Genomic DNA, 22,284 nt, shown 5'->3' on the forward strand with positions numbered 1-22,284 from the left:
AAGAATCTATGAATAAGTTAAAACTAAATATATTATCTCTCGGACTGTTATGTTTCGGAATAACGGGATGTTCGGAGAGCTATCTGGACGTAGAATCTACGACCAATGTGACCACCGAAAATTATTATAAAACAATTGATGATGCCGATAGAGCACTTATCGGTTGCTATGACGGTTGGCAATGCACTACCTCGAATGGAAGTCTTAGCATATACGTGGCTTCGCAAGTCATGTCCGACGAATGTTTTGGAGGAACCGGAAATACCGATGGTAAAGGCTATCAGGCTATCGACCGCTTTGATATATCAATTTCTTCTTCCGATGCTAATTTATTTAATGGCACCTGGAATGATTATTATGCAGGCATTTTCCGCTGCAATACACTGCTGCAGAAGCTCGACCAGATTGACTGGAAAGGTGATGATGAGATTCGTAAAAGGGTAGAAGGTGAAACACGTGCGCTACGTGCCATCATGTACTTTGACCTGGCTCGTCTGTTTGGTTCCGTTCCTCTTTTGACCGGTCCTACTGCCGAGAATCTGCCACAGGCAGAACCCGCTGAGATATACAAACTCATTGCGGAAGATTTAAAGTTCGCTGCAGATAATATACCGACAAATGCTTATCCTAAAGCCAATGCTTCAACAAATGACGGCCGCATAACCTGCTACGCTGCCAAAGCATTATTGGCAAGGGTCTATCTGTTTTACACAGGTTACTATGGCGCTTCTGACTTGGTTGGTGTTGTTACAAAAGAACAGGCCTTGGCAGGGTTGGAAGATGTTATTTCCAGCAAAGAATACGATTTGGTGCCCGAGTTCAAGAATCTGTGGCCGGCAGCTTCCTCAACACCGGTTCAGGGTAAGTTTGAGTTCGTCTCTACTTACGCCGGCGACGGAAACATCGAAACCGTGCTCTCCATGAAGTTTAATACGACTCAAGATTACAACGGTAATCAGGACGGTAATCGCTGGTTGGTGATGATGGGTATGCGTAGTACCAATTGGTCGCCCTACGGCAAAGGTTGGGGAGCTTGTACCGTACATCCTAAAGTGTGGAACGCTTTCGAATCGGGTGATAAACGTAAAACAGCTTCTATTATTGATCTGGTAGGCGAAGGCATTGAATCGTCATTCGACCTCAAAGACCAGCGTGAATATACCGGCTACACGGTTAAAAAATACACTCCGATGGCTTTCTATGACGGAACTTCTGCTTCGAAAGCCGACGGTTCGGGCGATTTCCAAACATCTCAGCACCAAGACTTTGTTGTAGTGAGATACGCAGACGTGCTGTTGATGGCAGCTGAACTGGGCAGCAGCAACGCACAACTCTATTTCGATAAAGTTAGAAGTCGTGCCGGTTTAACCACCAAAGAACCCTCACAAGAAAATATCATGAAAGAACGTTTTGTTGAATTCGCTTTTGAAGGACAACGCTACTGGGATTTGCTTCGCCAAGGCATAGATGTTGCTTCATCGACCATTGCCGAAAGCGGCATTGAGCTTAAAAGCGGTGGCAATCCTGATGTGATAACCATAACAGCCGATAAAATCAAAACAACAAAGGGGTTCTGTCAGATTCCTTCTACGCAGATTACATTATCAGACAATGTACTTAAACAAAATGCAGGATGGTAAAAACTATTAATTTGATTATTATGAATTATTTAAATAAAATATTTTTGTTTTTATTCATCGGAACAATGATGTTGCTTGCTTCTTGTTCACCGGATGAATATGGTCTGGGTAATACGGATGTAAAACCGGCTGATCTAGTTGAAGGCATCGCTTATAAGATTGAGCACGATGCTGCGAATCCTAATATTGTTTACCTGAAGAGTTTAATGGGTAGCAAATATACCCCGTTGTGGAGTCACCCGCAAGGAAGAAGCCAGGAGCAAACCGTGACGTTAAAGATGCCTTTTGCCGGTACTTATAACGTTGTTTTCGGAGTTGAAACCCGTGGCGGTGTTGTGTATGGCGATACGGCAACGTTCAAGATTGATGACATGTATGCCGAATTTGTGAGCGATCCGATGTGGATCAAGGTAGCCGGTGGAGCCGGTAAATCAAAGACTTGGTACCTTGACCTCGACGCCGATGCCACCAGTCGTTATTTCCTCGGTCCTATTTACTTCTTCACCAATACCTATACCTGGGATAACCTTCACAATGCAGCCGGTGACAACTACCTGGATGCTGATGCCTGGGATGCCACAAAAGCCATTACTCCCAACTTGTCTGAGACAGGAACTGCTACCTGGTACTGGCTGGCCGATTATCCGGGTAACTCATGGATGTGTGATGCGGCCGACTTTGGAAGCATGACCTTTGATCTAATCGGAGGAGCCAACATAACCGTAGATCAGGAGGCTTATGGCTTAGGTAAAAGTACCGGTTCGTATATGCTCGATGTAGACAAACATACAATCACCTTCTCTGATGCTTATCCGGTGCATGATAGCAACCGGGATGCCGAAATGAAAGCAGCAACCGAGTTCCGCATTCTGTATCTGACCGATGATGCCATGCAAATCATGGTAGTACCTTCCGGTGCATGTTATAACTTCATTTCTAAAGAGTATAAAGACAACTGGGTACCGGGCGAAGTTGCCGATCCGGAACCTGCTTTACCAGACGGTTGGCAAGATGACATTTCACAAACGGTGAACAAATCGATCACATGGAAGCTTTCGGAAACTAATCCGCTCGACTGGTGCAACCTGGATGGTTCACGTATGAACGGATGGAGTTCGCCGGCTGATTATCCTAGCTGGTTGGGTACTTTGGATGCTTCGGTTTACAAAAACTTCAGCATGACGCTGAATTCAGATGATTTGACTGCTAATTTTGTGGCTCCCGATGGAACCAAAACCGCTTGTACCTATACGCTGGATGAAAAAGGTATCTATACATTCAGTACTGAAATTCCTTCTTTCGCTGTAATTGGTTGGGCTAATTTCAGTGCCGATAGTAACAAACAGCTCCGAATCATGAGCATTGAAAAAGATGCAAGCGGAGCGGTTACGGGAATGTGGCTCGGAGCCAAAGATGCTGTTAAACCCGAATATACGGGTTATCATTTAGTACCTTCCGCAAGCGGCAGTGCCACTGCAGACCCGCTGAAAGCGTGGAAAACGGCTCTGATAGGTAAAACATTCACCCCGGATACGGGCTGGTTTATTGATTGGTTGAACTTTGATTTAACCGGCGGATGGACAAGCGCATCGACCTTTGGTACTGATTTCACCTCTAATAGCTGGGTTTGGGATGAAGCAACAAGTAACATCGCTAAAAGCGCCACCTTGAAGTTTGAGGCCGACGGAGACGACATTAAGGTGACGTTGATTCAGAACCTCACCGATGCCGAAGGTAACGTAACCAATGGCTATACCGTAACGGGTAAAGTAACGATCAATCCGGATGCACCATCCATGAAGTTTGAGTTCCCTCTTGTTAACTATACCGGAGGTGCCGGCGCATGGTTAAACTCTGCAAACCCCAAAGGGGCACATTGGACAACGGCTTTGTCTGAATACGAATGGATTTTCATCTCACACGGAGGATCTAACCTGAGCAATATCAACACCAATGGATTCTGGTTGGGAGCTGTAGTAAATGCAACAGCTGCGGGTGATGCAAAAGATGAGGTGCTTGCTTTCCATTATGTACTGAAGCAATAAGCCAACAGCGTCATTTATGAGAGTACCTATTTATTGCATCGTATTCTTTTCGTGCTTACTTTGGGCTTGTAACAGTCCTTCTTCCAAGGAAGAAGGACTGAAAAAGGAGTGCGAAGAAGCTTACGATGCCATGGATCGTATTCAGGAGAAAGCATTGGAAGACAGTGATTTTATGCACAGTGATCAATATAGAAAAGAGATGGAGCGGGCTGCTATTGAGGCTTCTAAAAGAACAAACGGCCTGCGCGCAAATGAAAAATTACTCTTAGAATATGAAACTGCCGTCAAATTACTAAAAGAATATGCAGAAAAAGCAGCAAAGGACGCATCGCTTTACCAAGATGCGTCCTTCTCCGAAAAACTGAAAGTGCGGTCCGACCGAGTACGAGAGATATATGTAAAACTGAAAAAAGCAAATCTTAATCCGTTGGAAAAACGTAAATTTGATTTGTTATCTAAAAACTGATTATAAATGTTGATATGATGAATAACCTGAGATTATTATCTATTGTTGTATGCTTTCTCGGCATCAGTCTTTTTTCCTGTTCCAGTGATGATAGTAAAGTGGAGGCCGAACTCGTTGTTGCCAAAGAATCTATGTCATTTGGAAACGGAGCCGAGATGCAGAAGCTGGCCATTAAATCGAATGTCGATTGGCAGATGTCCTCTTCTGAATCCTGGTGCGTTCTTTCTGCCTCTTCGGGAAAATCGGGTACTCATCAGATAGAAGTGAATGTAACAGCCAATGCGACCAATGATACCCGGCAGGCTGTTGTGACTATCCTGGCAGGGAGCATAACCAAAGCAATAACGGTAACGCAGGCAAAAACGCCGTTGCTTATCGTCAAACAAAGCGCTTACAATGTGACTGCTCAAGGCGGACAGATCACGGTTGAGATGCAAGTCACCGACCCGCACACGGTCAAAATCAATAACGATTGGATTACCCAAGTCTCTTCTCGTGCCGTTTCCAGCGTCAGCGAAGTGTTTACCATACAATCCAATGCGGGGATACTTAGCCGCACGGGCACCATCACCTTTACGATGAATGGTCTTACCGAAACGGTAACTATTGTTCAGGAAGCAGCCGATGCGCATATTCCGGCCGACCAAACCGGCATGTCGAGTGACGCCAAGACGTTGGCTGCCAAAATGAAATTAGGATGGAACCTGGGCAACACCCTGGAAGTGCCTTTCACCAGTGGCGGTGAAACCGGTTGGGGAAATGAGAAAACCACCGAGGCGTTGATTAAAGCGGTGAAAGCTGCCGGTTTCAATGCCATTCGCATACCTTGTGCGTGGGACAGTTACATTGAAGATCCATCTAACTATACCATCAAAGCCTCTTGGCTGGCTCGTGTCAAAGAGGTGGTTGATTATTGTGTATCGAATGATGTGTACGCTATTCTGAACATCCATTGGGACGGTGGCTGGCTTGAAACCAATCCGACTTATGCTAAGCAGGAAGAGGTAAACAAGAAGCAGGCTGCTCTCTGGACACAAATAGCGGTACAGTTCCGCAATTACGACGAACATCTGTTGTTTGCCGGAACCAATGAAGTTCACGTGGAGAATGTCTATACTGAACCAACTACCGAGAACAATACGGTGCAACAGTCCTACAACCAGACATTTGTTGATGCGGTACGTGCCACGGGCGGTAAAAATGCCTATCGAAACCTGATTGTTCAAACGTACAACACCAATATCGGTTACGGTGTGAAATTCATGAAGATGCCAACCGATAACGTGTCCAACCGGATGTTTGTTGAAGTGCATTATTATGATCCGTATGATTTTACACTCAAAGAAGAAGGCGGACTCAATTATTGGGGCGAACCGTATAAGCAGTATGGTGCAGTGGGCAGTTGGGGACAAGAAGCCGATTTGGACGCAGCATTCGCATCGGTAAAGACCAATTTTGTTGATAAAGGCTACCCCGCTATCTTAGGCGAGTTTGGTGCCATAAAACGTGCTACCCTCACAGGTGATGCCTTAACGCATCATTTGGAGTCACGCGCTTATTATGTCAAACAAGTAGTTTCTACTGCCAAGAAATATGGTGTAGTACCTTTCTATTGGGACAATGGGCCGAGTGGAAATAACGCCATGGGCATCTTTAACCGTGCTACGGGCGCTGTTTCCGATCAACAGATACTCAATGGCCTTGTTGAAGGTTCGGCGGTGAACTACCCGTTTTAGTTGCAGACTTCTTTTTAATAGGTTGATATTATAGGTTTGAAAAGAGAGAAGGCTGTCTCCGTGTGGAGACGGCCTTCTCTTCTTTATGCATTCACACATTTGTGGTATGCAAATCACTTAAACGTGTCATGTTGAGGTTCATTCAAAAAGATTACTTTTGTACCCACATATTACACCATAAAACTTATGATAAAGAAAATACTTTCCAGCCTTATTTTTCAACTGCTATTGGCAGTTGTGGCGGGTCTCGTCATCGGTTCATTTGCCGATGTATCGGTTATGAAGATTGCTTTGGCCGTGAAGCAAGTGGGCGGACAAGTCATATTCTTCCTTGTACCCCTTATTATATTCGGTTTTGTGTCACTCTCCATTGCCCGTTTAAACAGCAATGCCTCCAAAGTACTGCTGTTTACCTTCGCGCTGGCCTACATCTCCTCCATCGGAGCGGCATTCTTTGGTATGGCGGTAGGGTACGAGTTTCTGCCCCAGTTGAGCATAACCTCCCAACTTCAAAACCTGCGTGAACTACCCGAGCTTCCGTTTACCTTGAAGATTCCCCCTGTGATGGACGTGATGACTGCCCTGGTCTTGTCAATCTTTGTGGGCTTGTCGGCCGCTTGGGTTAAAAGCAAGGAAATTGTCAACCTGCTCGACTCCTTTCAGCAGATGGTTATTTTGTTGGTACAACGCATTCTGTTGCCCGTTCTTCCATTCTTCATTGCCGCCAACTTCAGCGTATTGAGCTACGAGGGAGCAATTACCACTCAGTTGCCCGTATTCGCAGCCGTTATTCTCATTGCGATAGTCTGTCACTACGTGTGGCTCTTTGTTCTGTACACCGCCGCCTCCCTATACGCCCGTAAAAATGGTTGGGACGTGTTGAAACACTACGGTCCGGCATACGTAACGGCACTGGGAACCATGTCATCGGCTGCTACATTGGGCGTTGCCCTTCAGTGCGTGCGTAAAAACTCCATTGTCAGGAAAGAAATCAGCGACTTCTCCATTCCGTTGTTTGCCAACATACACCTGTGCGGTTCCGTGCTCACCGAAGTTTTTCTGGTGATGACCGTTTCCCAGATCCTTTACGGCACGCTACCCGATCTTTCGAGTATGATTCTGTTTATTTTGCTTTTGGGCATCTTTGCCATAGGAGCGCCCGGTGTACCCGGAGGCACGGTGCTGGCCTCATTGGGCATTGTTATTTCCGTTCTGGGATTCGATGAAGCGGGCACCGCCTTGCTGATAACCATTTTTGCTTTGCAAGATAGCTTTGGTACCGCCTGCAACGTAACCGGTGATGGCGCATTGGCACTCATTGTCAACCGGTTTGTAAAGGGAGAGGCTCCTGAAACTCCGTAATGTTGTCATGCTGGAGAGAGTCTCTTTTTCGCAATCGGATTATTTTGCAAGAACTGTTTGAATAAGCGCAGCCCGTTCTTTGGCATTTTGCAAGTGTACTTCTTTAAAGCTACCGCTTTTAGACACATGATAGGCCAATGGTATTCCTTGTATTGTATATGTTTTCATGACTTCGTCTAATTTGTCGGATGCAGTCAGGCACCGCCAGGCAATTTGGTTTTCTTGTATGACTTTAGGCCAATTTTTCACGGTTTTGGAATCGTCTATTGATATATACGTAAATACTAGTTTATCTTTTAGCTCAGCATAAAGCTCCTTTAATACCGGAATAAGCTTATGACAAGGCTGGCACCAAGAAGCCGTGAAGATGATCAAGTTCTCTTTTTCTTTATTGATTATGATAGGCTCCATACGATCTTCGCCCAATACTTTTAGTTGCATGTTCGGAAATACTTCAGGATATAAATAAGCTTGAATTAATTTCCCATAATAAGAACTTTTCTGTGCAATCGAAAAGTGAGAAAATATATTTTCAACATCATTTTTAGATTTGTATCTGTTAAGCGTTAGGTATAGCCCACTTATCAACGAATGAGAATCCGTATATTTCTTTACTAGTGTAATATATTTCTTCAAGTTCTCTTCATAAGAAGAAGTCTTACTGAAAAAGCCAAATAAATTTTGTAATTTTAATATGCTTGATTCAAACTCAAAATCATTTGCCGATACATAAAAATAATCATAGATTCCATCTTTCTTATTGAGGTAAGGAACGTTTTCTTTTCTCTCGCTTTTTTGGTATGTAAGAACTAACTCAGCAACCCCTTTTTTTGTGAAAAACTGCATTGTTTCTATCGTATCATTTGCCGCCATAGCATGAGATAAAACGAGTTGATGCATAATTGTGTCATTATTAGTGGGTACCACTATTGACATATTTATGCTACTGTCGTAGATGCTATCAGGTATTTGAAACTTCCAGATGTCAACAGAACATTTTTTTCCTTTCAGATATGTAGAATTTGCATAATTCCTAGTCATCTTGAGTTCTAATTGTTCGTACTGCTTGCCTTTAATGGTTAGTTGTAAAACATTATCTCCAAAAGATGAATTGGATATGGATAGCAAGATTAAAAACAGAATGAATTTATTCACAATAACATATCTCATACTAATTAAGTATTAGGGCTTGTTTAATAATGATTGAAATTAAAACAGTGGAAATGTATGGATAAAATCTAACTCATGCAAGTTCCTGAGGAAATATTGTGTAGTGCTGTGTGAAGCTGGAAAACGAATGTAGGAGGAAGACAATTAGTTTGTTTTCCTCCTACTCGATTATCTTAGACCATCACCTCGCTCCCCTCAAAACAAGGGCATTGCTTCACCCACTCCTCCGGTTCAACTTCACCGTTGTGGTTTAGGTCCGGACTTAAATCCCGATGCCCGCATACCCGGCTGAGCGGATAATCAATCAACAACGTGCGCACCAACACCCGCAGCGAATGCTTCTGGTGACAGGTTCGCGTGTCTTTGGGCATGCCTCGGCTGTCGAGCCCGCCCTCGTAACAGATGCCGATGCTGTTGGCGTTGTAGCCCCGCGCATGCGCACCAACCTGCTCCAGCGGACGAGTGGTGACTATCTTACCGTCCTTGCGAACGTAAAAGTGATAACCCGCACCCTTGAAACCCCGGCGACGGTGATCCGTATCCAAATCATGCTCGGAATAGGTGCGGTCTTCCCGCGTGGCCGAACAGTGAATCACAATCAGGTCAATGTGTCTCATACCGCCTACATTCTGGATGAACACTCCTTGGCCGCACACTGCTGCGCCAGCGCTGCCGCCAGCTGCGTTTTCAAGGCAAATAGCTCGGTGTGCATCTCACGAACCTTTTCACTGGTCTCAAAGTAATCTTTGAGCACCTTCTCCAGCTGAGCCACCAGGAACTCGTACTGTCCCTTGATGAGGTCGCTAAACTCTTTGCTGTCCTTTTTATTCGTTTTTACGAAAAATGGAAGAATCACCTTGGCAAACTCCAAAACTTTCAAAACAATGGTTTTCATATTCAATTATCCTTATAGATTAAACAAAATACATATATTCTTAAATACAGATAAGTAAGTAACGGACGTTTGCATATCCGTTACTACTAGTTAACAGATTATCCATTAGGATCATCTTCATCCCCCGTATTGCCTCCGGTGCTCCCTCCGGTATTGCCACCCGTATTCTCACCCGGCAACTCATTCTCGGCTACCACCTTGCCCACTGTCTTCTTCTTGAAGGTCAGCGTCTTGATCATCTCCGTGAGGTCAATGCCCGGGCGGAAAATGATGTGTGCGCCCTTCACCTGATTGGCACTGAAATCATCCTTCTTTTCCACTCCCGTGCTGCTTACCCCTACCTGGAAGCTGCCGAAATCGCCGAAACGCACAATCTCCCCTTTGGCCAGACTCTTCATCATGCTATCGATCAGCGCATAGAGCACCGCCGCGATATCGGAACGCATCACTGTGCAGCCTTCAGAGGCATCTTTGCACAAACTGCGGAAATTCATTTCGCCCGCCGCCTGGGCCATGGCATAAAACTTTTCGGGCTCGTTCTGCTTGGCAGGATTTTTTCGCGCCACTACTGTAACTGGTACACTCATGTTGTAATAAATTAAATGATTAATACACTTTTCCGAAATGCGGATCCGGGCTGCTCACCAACCCTGTTTCCCGCTCCGGTACAACAAAGATACAACCTGATAAAAAGCCTTTGTACCGTACTTTACCACCGCATCCGTGCATTGTTTTTATTTCATTAAACGCCCTTGTTTTTCCTTAAAAAACTTGCTTTTATACTCGTAAATATGTAAATTTACAAGAGTAAACAAATAAGATAAACTGATGAAAGAAGACGAACCGTTCAGGGTGCGAGCCTACCACAAAGGCATCTTGGCCCACTTGTACAATCCGGGGTTGCCCGTGGAGTCGGCCATGCGCAAACTGCGTAACTGGATACGCAAAAACGAAGACTTGTATGATGCGCTTTACAGCGGCAGAGAAGGGAAAAACGACCACTATTTCACCCGTCGCCAGGTGGAGCTGATTGTGGAACATTTAGGGGAACCGTAAACGGCTCCCCTTTTTTGCGATGCAATACATCCCTTTTCTTTAAACGCTCGCTAAAGCTATTTTAAGTCCCGCTGCGCTACTTTACTCCTTTTTCGCGATCTGCTTACTGTTTCTCTGCATCCATTCAATAGGCGGCACGTAATCACCGATACACGTCATGCTGGGGTTGTGACCGAAATATACGTTGCCCGTTTGCCCGTTACGGTGCTTGGCAACGATGACAATGCCCAACCCGTCGGACGGATAACCGCTCTCTTTATCGGTTGGTAACTGCGCCATAGCCGGGCGAAACAACAACATCACCAAATCCGCATCCTGTTCAATGGCACCACTCTCCCGAAGATCCGATAACATCGGCTTGCGCCCCGGGCGATTCTCCGATTCCCGGTTTAGCTGACTGAGCAAAACCACCGGAATGTTCAACTCACGCGCTAGCATCTTGGCCTTGTGAGCCGCCTGCGCCACCTCCTGTTCACGGTTGCGGGTGTACTTGTCGGCCTTCATCTGGCACAACTGCAAATAATCGATGAACACAATGTCGCACAAGCCCTTGCTGTGCAGCATGCGCGCACTGGCCCGGATGTAATCCATGCCCGCCGAACCGGTATCGTCCACCCGCATGGGTAACTGTGATAGGTTGCTGACCGCCGCTTGCGCCACACCCAGTTCCTGCTCGTTGAGCTGTCCCGTTTTCCACTGGTCGGCCCCGATCTGCGCATGCGAGAGAATCAATCGGTCGCCCAATCGTTCGCCTGCCATCTCGATGCTGTACACCACCGTTTGCGAACCCGAAAGCGCTGCCGCCTTGGCCATGTGCAGGGCAACGGCTGTTTTTCCTACCGACGGACGGGCAGCTATGATGTTCAGATCACCCTTTTGCCACCCGGCAGTTATCTTGTCGAGCTCCGACAAGCCGGTGGGGATTCCCGTAATGCCGTTCCGGTTGTTGCTGATACGCCCTTGCGCCTCCCGCATGGTGTCGGACATCAGTACATCTATCTCTCTCAAATGCGACTTGCATCCGAACTCACTCTCGATGCTGTCGAGCAGTTCATGCGCTTCCCGCATGGTTTCGTCCAGATCCATCGTGTCGTCGGCCGCCAGGGCAAAGAGCTTGTTGAAGCCCAGAATCATCTGCCGCCTCACAAACTTCTCGTGCACCACGTTGACGTGGTAGCTCAAGTGAGCTGAACTGGCCACGTGCGAACTGAGCTGCACCACGAAGTATGCGCCGCCTATTTCGTCAATCTGCCCCCTTTTGCGAAGCTCTTCGGTTACGGTGAGAATGTCTATGGCCGTGCCGGCGGCGTACATGTGCTGCAATGCCTCGAACACCTTCTGGTGCTTGGGATCGTAGAACATCTCTGCACGTAGTTTGTTACTGACCATCGACATAGCCGTGGTTTCAATGAGGCATGCGCTTAGCACAGCCTCTTCCATTTCAATGGATTGAGGTTGATTCATGATACTAAATTTTAGATTGAAAATGAATATTGATTCAGAGGAAGTCATCGGGTCTTGCCCGTTTGTTTAGTCTTCGTCTAAAAACGTTTTGTCTTTGAGATAATTGACCGCCTGCTTGCAATAGCGGGTGTCGGTGAGGTAGTAGAAGTACGTGTCGATCTCCTCCACTGCCAGCTCCTTCTCCTGCGGGGTGAGCAACGCCCATTCCCGCTTTGCCCGTGCCACATTGGTCTTGCGCATCTGCGTGGTTTCGTGGTACTTGTCCCAGAACTCCTGAAACTGCGCATCGTCTTGTTCGGCACTTATCCCCGCGGGCTTGTTCCACTGGGGATAATACAGCAGGCGGATGTGAAACAGGTTGCGATGGGGCACAATGGCAATTAACTGCAATTCTTCCAACTTCTTGAAGAAGTAGCGGGTTTTGCCCAGAGGCCAGTTGAATACTTTGGCCCAACTGCTTTTGCTCAGGACCGATTCGCCCCTTCTGCAGAGCACCTTTTGACGATTGATCTCGAGGATCTCGTCTTTGTAGTTGGCCTTGAAAAACATGACGAAGGAGGCCTCCCGCTCGGTGAGCGGTTTGTCGCTGAGCTTTCTAAGCACTTCGAGCAACTCTTTTTGAAAAAGCAGGTAGCCCTTGGCGGGCTCTTTGCTGTCGATAGAATCCATAGATAGAGATTTTAAATGTGTTAAGGGCTGAATCAGGCTGTACAAGCGGGTTTCCGCACGTCTGGTTTTGTTGAGATAAATAACCAAAAATTATTCACCTTACTTTTCACCCCTAGAAATATGCTTTTAACTAATTGAAAATCAGCCGATTACAGATGTAACGAAAAATCGTTTTCACCTTACTTTTCACCCCAATATATTAATATTATATTAAAAATATAGATAAGAAGATTCGGGTTGAGTTTTGGTTGAGTCGACAAATCACGCTGTAATGATTTCTCTTACGAATCAATGTACCGCCAATCGCTGATGGCAATCAGGGTGTTTTTGAGATATAGGTGAGATGCTTTTTGAAGCTTAACAGATGGACGGTCTGAAATAGTTTTAGAGTCCGTTTTTCTTAGAGTCATGCACAGTATTTTAAGAGATTAACAATAACGCTTTTCATTTGTTAATGCAAATGTAGATATAATAATTGACATAAATGCTATAAATGCAATTTATTTTAGCAAGAAAAATATTACTATACTGATATTTTATCAAAAAACGATGATTTTACACATTATATATGCAACGTGTTATTTATGTGTTATATAATTACCATAAATATTTTATTGTTCGCCTACGATTTTTATTTCTACGCCTAGAATTTTAAAAAGTTGGCGTAGGATTTTTAATTGTTGGGGAGGAAATTTAGCCTTTAGAATAAGGTAAATGACTCTTTTGTTTATTTCGTGGAAACAAGTCTACTATATAGTTTGAGTTAACTTAACGCTTAATTATTGGCTCGTCGAATCGTCAGTAATGAAGCATGCATTATAATTGTCATTTATACCTTATCATTTGTGTTTAGTATCAAATGAAAATTAGAATAGAGTTAATAGTATTGCTTAAAAAAGAAGAAGGATCTAGGCTTAAATGGTAAATGATATTTTTAATCATAACGATTGATAGTAATGTAGAGGATCATTATTATCTAAACATAAAATTGAATCTTCTTGTTTGTATTTGAAAAATATAAATTTATATATAATCTGCAAATAAATTATATGACAAAATTTTGAGAAGTAATATTGATTCTGTATTTTTGTGTTGAGTTAAATAGTGAAAGTAATAATCTTAAAAAAAAAGGAGGTTCTATGAACTACAAAAAACCAAAAGTTTTGGCAGAGAGTACTACTCAGATGGCAGAGTGTCGTCCTAATAGTAAGCCTAGTGGAAGACCCTGTAATCCGCCAAAACCAGGTGGACGTTAATTTTCAATTTAATCAGGCGGCAATGTTGTTCTTTTATATTTGTCGCCTGATTAATAAAAAGAAGATATTATGTATTTCAAACAAAAATCAAATGTTATATTCAGAAACTATGGCTCCTTTGGATACATAACTGATAATAGAAATTTTGGATATAAATTAACGAATAGCAATGAAGATTATATAGGAGATAAAATCTTATCTGAAACTGGATCTGCTTTTTTTTCAGTTTTAGATAGAAACCCACAACCTTTTGATGAACTAGTAACTAAGATAAATAAAATATTCACGGAAGTAGACATTTCTACAATCCAAAATGATGCTAGAGAGTTTTATTTGGCACTTGAAAAAGATGGATTTATTGTATCTGGAGAAACGTCTAGAGAATGCGAAAATAATGATACTAGATTTTTATATAATAATTTGGTAAATAACACAGTAAAAAAAAGTTTAAATAAGGTTGTGAAAAGCTCGGAAAGAGATACACAGGACTTTTTTGAAGAATATTTCAAAGGTAAACCTCAGCTTACAAATTTACACATGGAGATCACGAGTAAGTGCAATGAAAGATGTTTGCACTGTTATATTCCGCATGAAAAAAAGGTTAATGCTATGGAGCCCTCCTTATTCTATAATATATTAGAGCAATGTAAAGAAATGAATGTTCTTCATTTGACATTAAGCGGTGGTGAACCAATGCTACATAAAGATTTATGTGATTTTTTGCAAAAATGTAGAGAGTATAACTTTTCGGTAAATATTCTTACTAATTTGACATTACTTGATAATAAAATTCTCCAAGAAATGAAAGCTAATCCTCTTTTGGGCATTCAGGTCTCATTATACTCTATGGATTCAAATATACATGACGGCATAACTCAAGTGAAGGGAAGTTTTGAAAAAACAAAAAATGGAATTTTAAGATTGATTGAAAACGATATTCCTTTGCAAATAAGTTGTCCGATAATGAAGCAAAATAAAGATTGTTATGATGACGTTGTGAAATGGGCGGAAAAGTATAAAATTCATGTTGCAGATGATTTTGTAATTATAGCAAGATACAATAATACCACTCAAAATTTAGATTGCCGTTTATCACTAGATGAAGTTAAAAATATAATTAAGAATAAATCCTTGAATGATATTAACTATTTAGATGCAATAAAGATTGCTGCAGAAAAGAAAAGGTATACTACTCCAAATGATTATGTTTGCAGTGTTTGTCATTCTTCTATTTGTATTGCAGAAAATGGTAATGTATATCCATGTGCTGGTTGGCAAGGTTATATTGTTGGTAATGTGAAAGAGAATTTACTCAATGATATATGGAACAATTCTGGAAAAGTGAATTACTTAAGAGAACTCCGTAATCATGATTTTCCTAAATGCATCCAATGTAAAGATAAAAATTTTTGCACCATGTGCATGGTTCGAAATGCAAATGAAAGTCCTACGGGAGATCCTTTAGCTGTTAATAAGTATTTTTGTGATATTGGAAAGTTTAATAAAAAAGCTGTTCTTAAGTTCAAAGAAAAGGCTTAATAAATAATTAATAGTTGACAATAGCTAATTTAGGATTTCCGAAGGTAACTTTATGAACGACCTTTATGAAGGTGATGTCTTTTTCAATCTTATACAATATACTTCTAAAGGTTGTGCCAAAGATCAAGTTTTTCACCTAAACATTTTATTAGGATCTTTGTTAATATATCTAAATGTGAGAACCTGAATATGTGGCGGTTTTATGGAAAAGCATGTTGATCATGAGAGTAAGCGAGATCTGTTGTACGTAATCGTAATCATCGTATTAGCAATTATGTATGCATTGCTATTTACGCTGGATCCGCTAGAGAAAAATTATAGCCAGGTTATGGTAATGGCTATATTAACCGGGCTATTGATTATCGGTCAATTGCCATTTATCAAACGAAGAATAAAGCGTGCTTTGTACTTGTCATTGATTCTTGCCATACAGATTGTAATATACCTTATCATTTGAATGGAACGATCATGTTTCCAAATCAAACTTGTCTCTTTGGGGTCTATAGTTGAATATAATCCGGTTTTGCATCATATTGCATGGCCTTGTATTCAAATTGTTATCGGGCAAAAACTTAGTCTCTTGATAGTCAATGTTTTGTAGAATCTACCTGTTATCGCAAAAAAACAGCTAATTCTTTTTTTTACTTTATTTTTGTAGCAGAAAAAAGAAATGTAGAATGATATTCATTTATTAAATTGACACAACGTTATGGAACAAAACTCAAAAGAACAATTAGAGAAGAAGATTAAGAGCCAAAAGAAAACCATTATTATTCTTTCAATTTATGTGATTATGTCACTCATAATCCAATTGTATAATACTTTAGCATAAAACAGCATAGGTTACTTATGAATAAGAAAATTTATCGCGTTTTAATTGGATTGCTATTCCTTTTCATTCTCTTTGTTTTAAACCATACCTATCGCCCGTATATTTATATGCATGGCATTAATGATTTCCATGTAGCTGATACTTTGGGAAGCCTTTTGGCTGTTCCGGCTCTATTGTTTATTCTATCAGGAATAAGGCGTGAAAATGTTAAAACAATAGAGATGATTCCAGTTGCTGTACTTGCATTGGTTATTATGGAATCTTCAGATAGATTCTCTCTGTTTAATAAAACTTATGACCTTAACGATATAATCGCTTCAATAATAAGTGGGTTGATAACTTACGTTGTGTTGCGCTGCCTGTCAATTAAAGAACTTTGAGTATACGCGCTGTTGGCGACCTTATTTTTTAGCATGAGGATAGTCGATGGTGTTGTGCAATCCCCTGCTTTCTTTGTGTACAATGGTCTGTCTCATAATCAGATAGCCTACAATGATAACGTTTTATAGTTTATTAAGGCTCCCATTATGCATTTTACAAATAAAATAATTGTTTTATGATTTTTATTTGCTTATTTTGTAGGATAGTTACGAATTTAATCTTAGAAATGTATGATAAGAGAATTTGGAGTCGAAAATTTCATGTCTATCAGTGATCGGCAAACCATATCTTTTGAATCGACAAAAGATGATACGGCAATAGAATTACTAACTCGTGAAGTAAAAAGCAATTTGAGGTTAAATAAGTTTGTGATTCTATATGGAGCTAATGCATCCGGTAAAACCAATTTGTTATATGCTATAAATACAATTTGGCTAAGGTTATTTCAACCCGCATTTGAGAGAAAAGAAAAGATACCATTCTATCCTTTTGCATTAAGCAAAGACAAGCCAACAGAATTATATATTTCGTTTTATGTAGGTGGAATCAGATATGATTATTCCATAAAGTATGATCAACAACGAATTCTTGCTGAGAAATTAGAATATGCTCCTAATGGTGTTTTATCTTTGTTTTATAACCGTACTTATGTTGGAGAAGAGGTAAAGCCTAACATTGAATTTGGAAGAACGCTTGGGCTTCTTGCAAAAACAAAAAACACATTTTCTTCAAATACATTAAACAACCATTCAGTATTATCTACTTACGCCAAAGTTTCTGTTGACGAAGATGCGCTTCAAATAGGGCTGTTATACAATTGGATAAAGGAACATGTACACAATGTTAATGGTGATGGAGATGATTTCATGGACATAACCAAACTTGTGCTGAAAGAAGAAAAGAGACATAAGTTTATTATGCAGTCTTTAAAAGATGCCGATTTCAATATTGCTAAAATATCTATTGAAGAAATTAATAACGAGATTCCCGAAAATATCAGGAAACAATTAGCTACGGATAATGATTTACCTGATGTTGTTAAAAAGAAACTATTGGCCGAAAAGAAAGAGGAGGTTGTTTTTACGCATCAATCTTCAGCTGGGAATTTTTCTTTGGACAAAAGAGCTCAATCTGCGGGCACATTGCAGTATTTTGAATTGTTAAACTATCTGTATGATATGGTTTCCGATGATCATATTTATATGTTTGATGAAATAGAAAGAGGGTTGCATTATGACTTGCTGCTGCATCTGCTAACAGTATTCATCATGAATACCAACAAGTCACAGATTATTATTACAACACAAGATCAGCAATTGTTGAATGAAGATTTTATACGTAGAGATATGATTTGGTTCGCAGAGAAGGTTAAAGAGACCGCTGCAACGATTGTCAACAGGGCTTCTGATTTTGGCATACATAAAAATGCGTCACTATACAATGCATATAGGACCGGAAAATTAGGAGCCAAACCCGAGCTCGGGAATGTTTTTATCAATGACTCTTGTTGCGATTAATTCTATATCGATATGACAAAACTAAAGAAAACCATAGCTGTTATAGGAGAGGGTATAACAGAAAAATATTATCTAAAATCTCTTCAAGGTATTATCAAAGCTGATATCAAACCAATTATTCCTAATCATGCAACAAGCATGTTCGATTTGGAAAAGCAAATTAAAAAAGCCATTGAAGAAGGATATAATAATATTTTCTGTTTAATTGATATGGACAATAAAAAACAAGGAAGAAACAGAGATAATTATTTAAAACTAAAAAAAAGTTATCACGATAAAAGAATTTATAGGCCCAAGAAAGGTTTAGATACTTACATTCACTTCTTTGAAAATGAACGGTGCTTGGAGATCTGGTTTTATTTCTATTTTAAAATTACTACCAAAGAATATTTATCGTCCGATGAATTATGCAAAGAGCTGGAGGTTTATGGATATAAAAAAACGGAAGATTTTTTTAAATCATGCCAAGGCCTGCATCGCTTTCTTGAATCTCAAGGTGGCAACCTAGATTTTGCTATCAAGAATGCCGAAGATTCCATCAAATTAAAAGATAGAGATGGACGTGATTACACCTATAGTGAAATGGCTGATTTTTTTAAATCTATTGAAAGAAAATAACGCTGTACTTTATATGATTCTTGCTATAGGGATTATAATATATCTTATCATTTGAATAGAATAAGGTATTGAAGCCGTGATCAGTCGTCACGGCTTCAATATGCTTGTGGTTGATGGGTTAACCCTTATTTTTTAGCATGAGGATAATCGATGGTGTAGTGCAATCCCCTGCTTTCCTTGCGTTCAATGGCCTGTCTCATAATCAGATAGCCTACATTGATTACATTTCTTAGCTCGCAAATTTCTTTAGATACCAAGCTGCGTTTAAAAAGGCTTTCGGTTTCCTCGTAAATAATATCCAGTCGGTCCCATGCTCGTTTTAAACGTAAATCAGACCGCACAATGCCCACGTAGGCGCTCATTATTTGATTCACCTCTTTCATGCTTTGGGTGATCAGCACCATCTCTTCGGGCGAACGGGTACCTTCGTCGTTCCATTCGGGAATCCGGGTGTTGTAGGTGTATTCGTCTATCGTGTCTAGGCTATGCTGTGCTGCTGCATCTGCATAGACTACGGCTTCAATCAGTGAGTTGGATGCCAAACGATTGCCTCCGTGCAGGCCGGTGCAGGCGCATTCGCCTACGGCATAAAGTCTCTCGATGGATGACTGGCTGTTGAGGTCTACCTGAATACCTCCGCAAAGGTAATGGGCGGCAGGGGCTACGGGAATAAATTCTTTCGTTATATCGATGCCCAGGCTCATGCACTTTTCATAGATGTTGGGGAAGTGCTTCCGGGTTTCTTCTGCATCCTTGTGTGTCACGTCCAGATACACGTGATCGTCTCCCCGGTTCTTCATCTCATTGTCTATGGCGCGGGCCACAATGTCGCGAGGAGCCAACGATAAACGAGAGTCGTACTTCTGCATGAATTCTTTGCCGTCTTTGGTACGTAGTATGCCTCCGTAACCGCGCATGGCTTCTGTAATCAGGAACGACGGACGGTCGCCCGGGTGGAAGAGGGCGGTAGGGTGGAACTGTACGAATTCCATGTCTTTAACGGTACCTTTGGCGCGATACACCATGGCAATTCCGTCTCCCGTGGCAACAAGCGGGTTGGTGGTTGTTTGGTAAACAGCTCCCACGCCTCCGGTGGCCATGAGGGTTATTTTGGATAAATAGGTATCTACTTTGCCGCTCTTCAAATCGAGTATGTAGGCACCGTAGCATTTAATATCGGGTGTTTGCCGGGTTACTTCAATGCCCAGATGGTGCTGGGTTAATATTTCAATGGCGAAATGATTTTCAAACACCGTGATGTTGGGATGGTTTTTAATGGCATTGATCAAACTATCTTGTATCTCGGCACCGGTATTGTCTTTGTGATGGAGTATTCTGAATTCGGAGTGGCCGCCTTCTCGGTGTAAGTCGAACTCTCCTTTATCATTTTTATCAAAGTTAACGCCCCAGTTTATGAGCTCGTTGATTTGAGCAGGCGCTTCACGAACTACTTTCTCAACGGCGGCACGATCACTGATCCAGTCGCCCGCGATCATCGTGTCTTCAATATGTTTCTCAAAATTATCTACTAACGTATTGGTAACCGAAGCGACTCCTCCTTGAGCGTAGTACGTGTTAGCTTCTTCCAGCTCGGTTTTGCAAATAAGCGCTACTTTACCCTTATGCGCCACTTTCAGCGCAAAACTCATACCGGCAATTCCGGAACCGATTACCAGAAAATCGAATTTCTTAATCATGATCTTACAAGTTGTTGGTTGAAGGTTATTGTATCAGAAGCAGACAGACGGAGCATCTGCCTTTGCCCGGCATTAGCCATCAACAATTGTTTATTGTGTTGCAAAACTACTAAAATAGTCTATTCATTGTGCTTTTCGTTGGCATTAATTCATAATTTGGTTAACTTGCCGGCAAAAATAAGCTTATGAATCGTGTTTTTCATGCCCGCATTACCTGGTATCATCTGCTTTTTCTGGTTTTGGTATCTGTTTGTACGGTTTATCTGGTTTGGCATAAACAGGCGCTTGGGGCGTTGCTCTTTTCGCTTGTGCTGCTGGTATTGATTGAATGTGTGATACACACTACTTATACCGTTACGGCGGAGGGGCTGTTGGTGATAGCAAAGGGGCGGTTCTACAAAAAAAGAACCATTCCTATCGAGGAGATTCTTTCCATAGAGCGCAAACGTTCCATGACTGTGTTCAACTGTTCGGTGACTCATTTTGTGCTCATTCGTTGGGGGTATGATAAGTATGTGGCGCTGATTCCGGTGAAGGAGAAGGAGTTTATTCAACTGATACGCGAACGAATTGTTCAATCATAAATCTTATAATCTATGAAGTATGATGTGATTATTATAGGCGGCGGACCGGCAGGGTATACTGCCGCGGAGAAACTGGCTGCGGGTGGTTTGCAGGTTCTTTTATTTGAGAAGCGTAATTTGGGCGGGGTATGCTTGAATGAGGGGTGTATTCCGACGAAAACATTGTTATATTCGGCAAAGCTGTATGACTCGGGGCGACAGGCGTCCAAGTATGGAGTGGAGTTCGGCACGGCTTCTTTTGATTTAGGGAAGATGGTGGCGCGTAAGTCGAAAGTGGTTCGTAAATTGGTGCTGGGCATCAAGTCGAGGTTGGCACAGGCGGGTGTTGAGGTGATAAACGGTGAGGCATTCATTATTGATAAAAACAGGGTGCGGTGCGGGGAAGTGGTGTACGAATCGGAGCATCTGCTTGTTTGCACGGGGTCCGAAACGTTTGTTCCTCCCATTCCGGGTGTCGACCGGGTTCCTTACTGGACGCATAAGGAGGCGCTGGAGGTGAAAGAGTTACCCCGCTCGCTGACTATTTTAGGCGGTGGGGTCATTGGCGTGGAGTTTGCTTCTTATTTCAACTCGCTGGGCGTGAAGGTTACCGTGGTTGAAATGATGGATGAAATATTGGGCGGCATGGATCGCGAACTGGCGGCTTTGTTGAGGGAAGAGTACTCCAAGAAAGGGGTTTCTTTCTTGCTGAACCGTAAAGTTGCAGCGGTGAAAGAGGCCGACGGGGAAGTGGTGGTTGAGTTCGAAGAGGACGGTGTTCAGCCGGTTGCTTCGGAAAAGCTGTTGCTGAGCGTGGGCAGGCGGCCTGTTGTTAAGGGGTTCGGTTTGGAGAATCTGAATCTGGAGGTGACGAAGCAAGGGTATCCGCTGGTGAATCCTTGCATGCAGACGAGCATTCCTTCTGTGTATGTTTGTGGCGACTTAACCGGCTTTTCTCTTTTGGCGCATACGGCTGTTTGCGAAGCGGAGGTGGCTGCTCATACCCTATTGGGGAAGTCGCACAGCATGTCGTACCGGGCCATACCGGGAGTGGTGTATTCGAATCCTGAATTTGCGGGTGTGGGTTACACGGAAGAGGCTGCCATGAAAGCGGGGATTGATTATGTGGTCAGGAAGATGCCCATGACGTATTCCGGCCGGTTTGTTGCTGAGAACGAGGCGGTAAGTGGTTTGTGTAAACTGATTCTGTCCTCCGACGGTAGTGTGTTGGGAGCGCACTTGTTGGGAAACCCTGCTTCGGAGCTGATTACGTTGGCTGCAATGGCTATTCAAATGGGGTTGAAAGCCGATGAATGGAAGAGGGTGGTGTTTCCTCACCCTACGGTGAGTGAAATTTTTAAGGAGGTTTTAATGTAGG

General features: G+C 42.4%; 20 protein-coding genes. 13 read left to right on the forward strand and 7 right to left on the reverse strand.

Features of this window, described 5'->3' with window-relative positions; genetic code table 11:
- Window positions 1-8 precede the first annotated feature (8 nt).
- From ACKPCE_RS04195 to ACKPCE_RS04215, 5 genes are all read left to right on the forward strand, one after another.
- On the forward strand, window positions 9-1,640 hold the full coding sequence (locus ACKPCE_RS04195) for a RagB/SusD family nutrient uptake outer membrane protein (RefSeq protein ID WP_319504310.1): 1,632 nt from the start codon (window positions 9-11) through the stop codon (window positions 1,638-1,640).
- A gap of 20 nt (window positions 1,641-1,660) precedes the next feature.
- Window positions 1,661-3,685, forward strand: coding sequence for a hypothetical protein (locus ACKPCE_RS04200; protein ID WP_319504311.1), 2,025 nt, complete (start codon window positions 1,661-1,663; stop codon window positions 3,683-3,685).
- Window positions 3,686-3,701: 16 nt separating this feature from the next.
- Window positions 3,702-4,151, forward strand: coding sequence for a hypothetical protein (locus ACKPCE_RS04205; RefSeq protein ID WP_319504312.1), 450 nt, complete (start codon window positions 3,702-3,704; stop codon window positions 4,149-4,151).
- 14 nt (window positions 4,152-4,165) lie between these two features.
- Entirely contained in the window at window positions 4,166-5,887 is a 1,722-nt protein-coding gene (locus tag ACKPCE_RS04210) for a cellulase family glycosylhydrolase (protein WP_319504313.1), read from the forward strand.
- A 186-nt stretch (window positions 5,888-6,073) separates the two neighbouring features.
- On the forward strand, window positions 6,074-7,249 hold the full coding sequence (locus ACKPCE_RS04215; RefSeq protein WP_319504314.1) for a dicarboxylate/amino acid:cation symporter: 1,176 nt from the start codon (window positions 6,074-6,076) through the stop codon (window positions 7,247-7,249).
- Window positions 7,250-7,288: 39 nt separating this feature from the next.
- Here the strand turns inward: ACKPCE_RS04215 and ACKPCE_RS04220 are convergent, their stop codons facing one another.
- The 4 genes from ACKPCE_RS04220 to ACKPCE_RS04235 form a co-directional block, all read right to left on the reverse strand.
- The gene (locus tag ACKPCE_RS04220; RefSeq protein WP_319504315.1) at window positions 7,289-8,419 is read right to left on the reverse strand and encodes a TlpA family protein disulfide reductase; all 1,131 of its coding nucleotides are present in this window, start codon (window positions 8,417-8,419) and stop codon (window positions 7,289-7,291) included.
- Window positions 8,420-8,592: 173 nt separating this feature from the next.
- A complete protein-coding gene (locus ACKPCE_RS04225; RefSeq protein WP_319504316.1) occupies window positions 8,593-9,036 on the reverse strand; it encodes an N-acetylmuramoyl-L-alanine amidase in 444 nt (147 codons plus the stop codon).
- A gap of 5 nt (window positions 9,037-9,041) precedes the next feature.
- The gene (locus ACKPCE_RS04230; protein WP_034783392.1) at window positions 9,042-9,314 is read right to left on the reverse strand and encodes a hypothetical protein; all 273 of its coding nucleotides are present in this window, start codon (window positions 9,312-9,314) and stop codon (window positions 9,042-9,044) included.
- 98 nt (window positions 9,315-9,412) lie between these two features.
- Entirely contained in the window at window positions 9,413-9,901 is a 489-nt protein-coding gene (locus tag ACKPCE_RS04235; RefSeq protein WP_319504317.1) for an HU family DNA-binding protein, read from the reverse strand.
- A 241-nt stretch (window positions 9,902-10,142) separates the two neighbouring features.
- On the opposite strand from ACKPCE_RS04235, the gene ACKPCE_RS04240 reads away from it, so the two are divergent.
- Window positions 10,143-10,370, forward strand: coding sequence for a DUF4248 domain-containing protein (locus ACKPCE_RS04240; RefSeq protein WP_027317654.1), 228 nt, complete (start codon window positions 10,143-10,145; stop codon window positions 10,368-10,370).
- 81 nt (window positions 10,371-10,451) lie between these two features.
- On the opposite strand, the gene dnaB is transcribed toward ACKPCE_RS04240, so the two are convergent.
- The gene (gene dnaB / locus ACKPCE_RS04245; RefSeq protein ID WP_319504318.1) at window positions 10,452-11,834 is read right to left on the reverse strand and encodes a replicative DNA helicase; all 1,383 of its coding nucleotides are present in this window, start codon (window positions 11,832-11,834) and stop codon (window positions 10,452-10,454) included.
- A 66-nt stretch (window positions 11,835-11,900) separates the two neighbouring features.
- On the reverse strand, window positions 11,901-12,503 hold the full coding sequence (locus ACKPCE_RS04250) for an LvrA C-terminal domain-related protein (protein WP_319504319.1): 603 nt from the start codon (window positions 12,501-12,503) through the stop codon (window positions 11,901-11,903).
- Window positions 12,504-13,828: 1,325 nt separating this feature from the next.
- Here ACKPCE_RS04250 and ACKPCE_RS04255 point away from each other — a divergent pair.
- From ACKPCE_RS04255 to ACKPCE_RS04275, 5 genes are all read left to right on the forward strand, one after another.
- A complete protein-coding gene (locus ACKPCE_RS04255) occupies window positions 13,829-15,298 on the forward strand; it encodes a radical SAM/SPASM domain-containing protein (protein WP_319504320.1) in 1,470 nt (489 codons plus the stop codon).
- Window positions 15,299-15,500: 202 nt separating this feature from the next.
- Entirely contained in the window at window positions 15,501-15,755 is a 255-nt protein-coding gene (locus ACKPCE_RS04260) for a hypothetical protein (protein ID WP_319504321.1), read from the forward strand.
- Between the two features lie 392 nt (window positions 15,756-16,147).
- Window positions 16,148-16,510 (forward strand): hypothetical protein, encoded by a 363-nt coding sequence (locus ACKPCE_RS04265; RefSeq protein WP_319504322.1) that lies wholly within the window; start codon window positions 16,148-16,150, stop codon window positions 16,508-16,510.
- A 231-nt stretch (window positions 16,511-16,741) separates the two neighbouring features.
- Complete coding sequence (locus tag ACKPCE_RS04270; RefSeq protein ID WP_319504323.1) at window positions 16,742-18,028, forward strand: AAA family ATPase; 1,287 nt, start codon at window positions 16,742-16,744, stop codon at window positions 18,026-18,028.
- Between the two features lie 12 nt (window positions 18,029-18,040).
- The gene (locus ACKPCE_RS04275; protein ID WP_319504324.1) at window positions 18,041-18,646 is read left to right on the forward strand and encodes an RloB domain-containing protein; all 606 of its coding nucleotides are present in this window, start codon (window positions 18,041-18,043) and stop codon (window positions 18,644-18,646) included.
- A gap of 125 nt (window positions 18,647-18,771) precedes the next feature.
- Here the strand turns inward: ACKPCE_RS04275 and nadB are convergent, their stop codons facing one another.
- Window positions 18,772-20,343 (reverse strand): L-aspartate oxidase, encoded by a 1,572-nt coding sequence (gene nadB / locus ACKPCE_RS04280; protein ID WP_276991489.1) that lies wholly within the window; start codon window positions 20,341-20,343, stop codon window positions 18,772-18,774.
- 185 nt (window positions 20,344-20,528) lie between these two features.
- Between nadB and ACKPCE_RS04285 the strand changes: the two genes are divergently transcribed.
- Together ACKPCE_RS04285 and lpdA are read left to right on the forward strand one after the other, a co-directional pair.
- A complete protein-coding gene (locus ACKPCE_RS04285) occupies window positions 20,529-20,927 on the forward strand; it encodes a PH domain-containing protein (RefSeq protein ID WP_027317652.1) in 399 nt (132 codons plus the stop codon).
- 12 nt (window positions 20,928-20,939) lie between these two features.
- On the forward strand, window positions 20,940-22,283 hold the full coding sequence (gene lpdA, locus ACKPCE_RS04290; RefSeq protein WP_319504325.1) for a dihydrolipoyl dehydrogenase: 1,344 nt from the start codon (window positions 20,940-20,942) through the stop codon (window positions 22,281-22,283).
- Window position 22,284 lies beyond the last annotated feature (1 nt).

The sequence above is a fragment of the Bacteroides graminisolvens genome (genome assembly GCF_963666085.1).
Lineage (GTDB): Bacteria > Bacteroidota > Bacteroidia > Bacteroidales > Bacteroidaceae > Bacteroides > Bacteroides graminisolvens.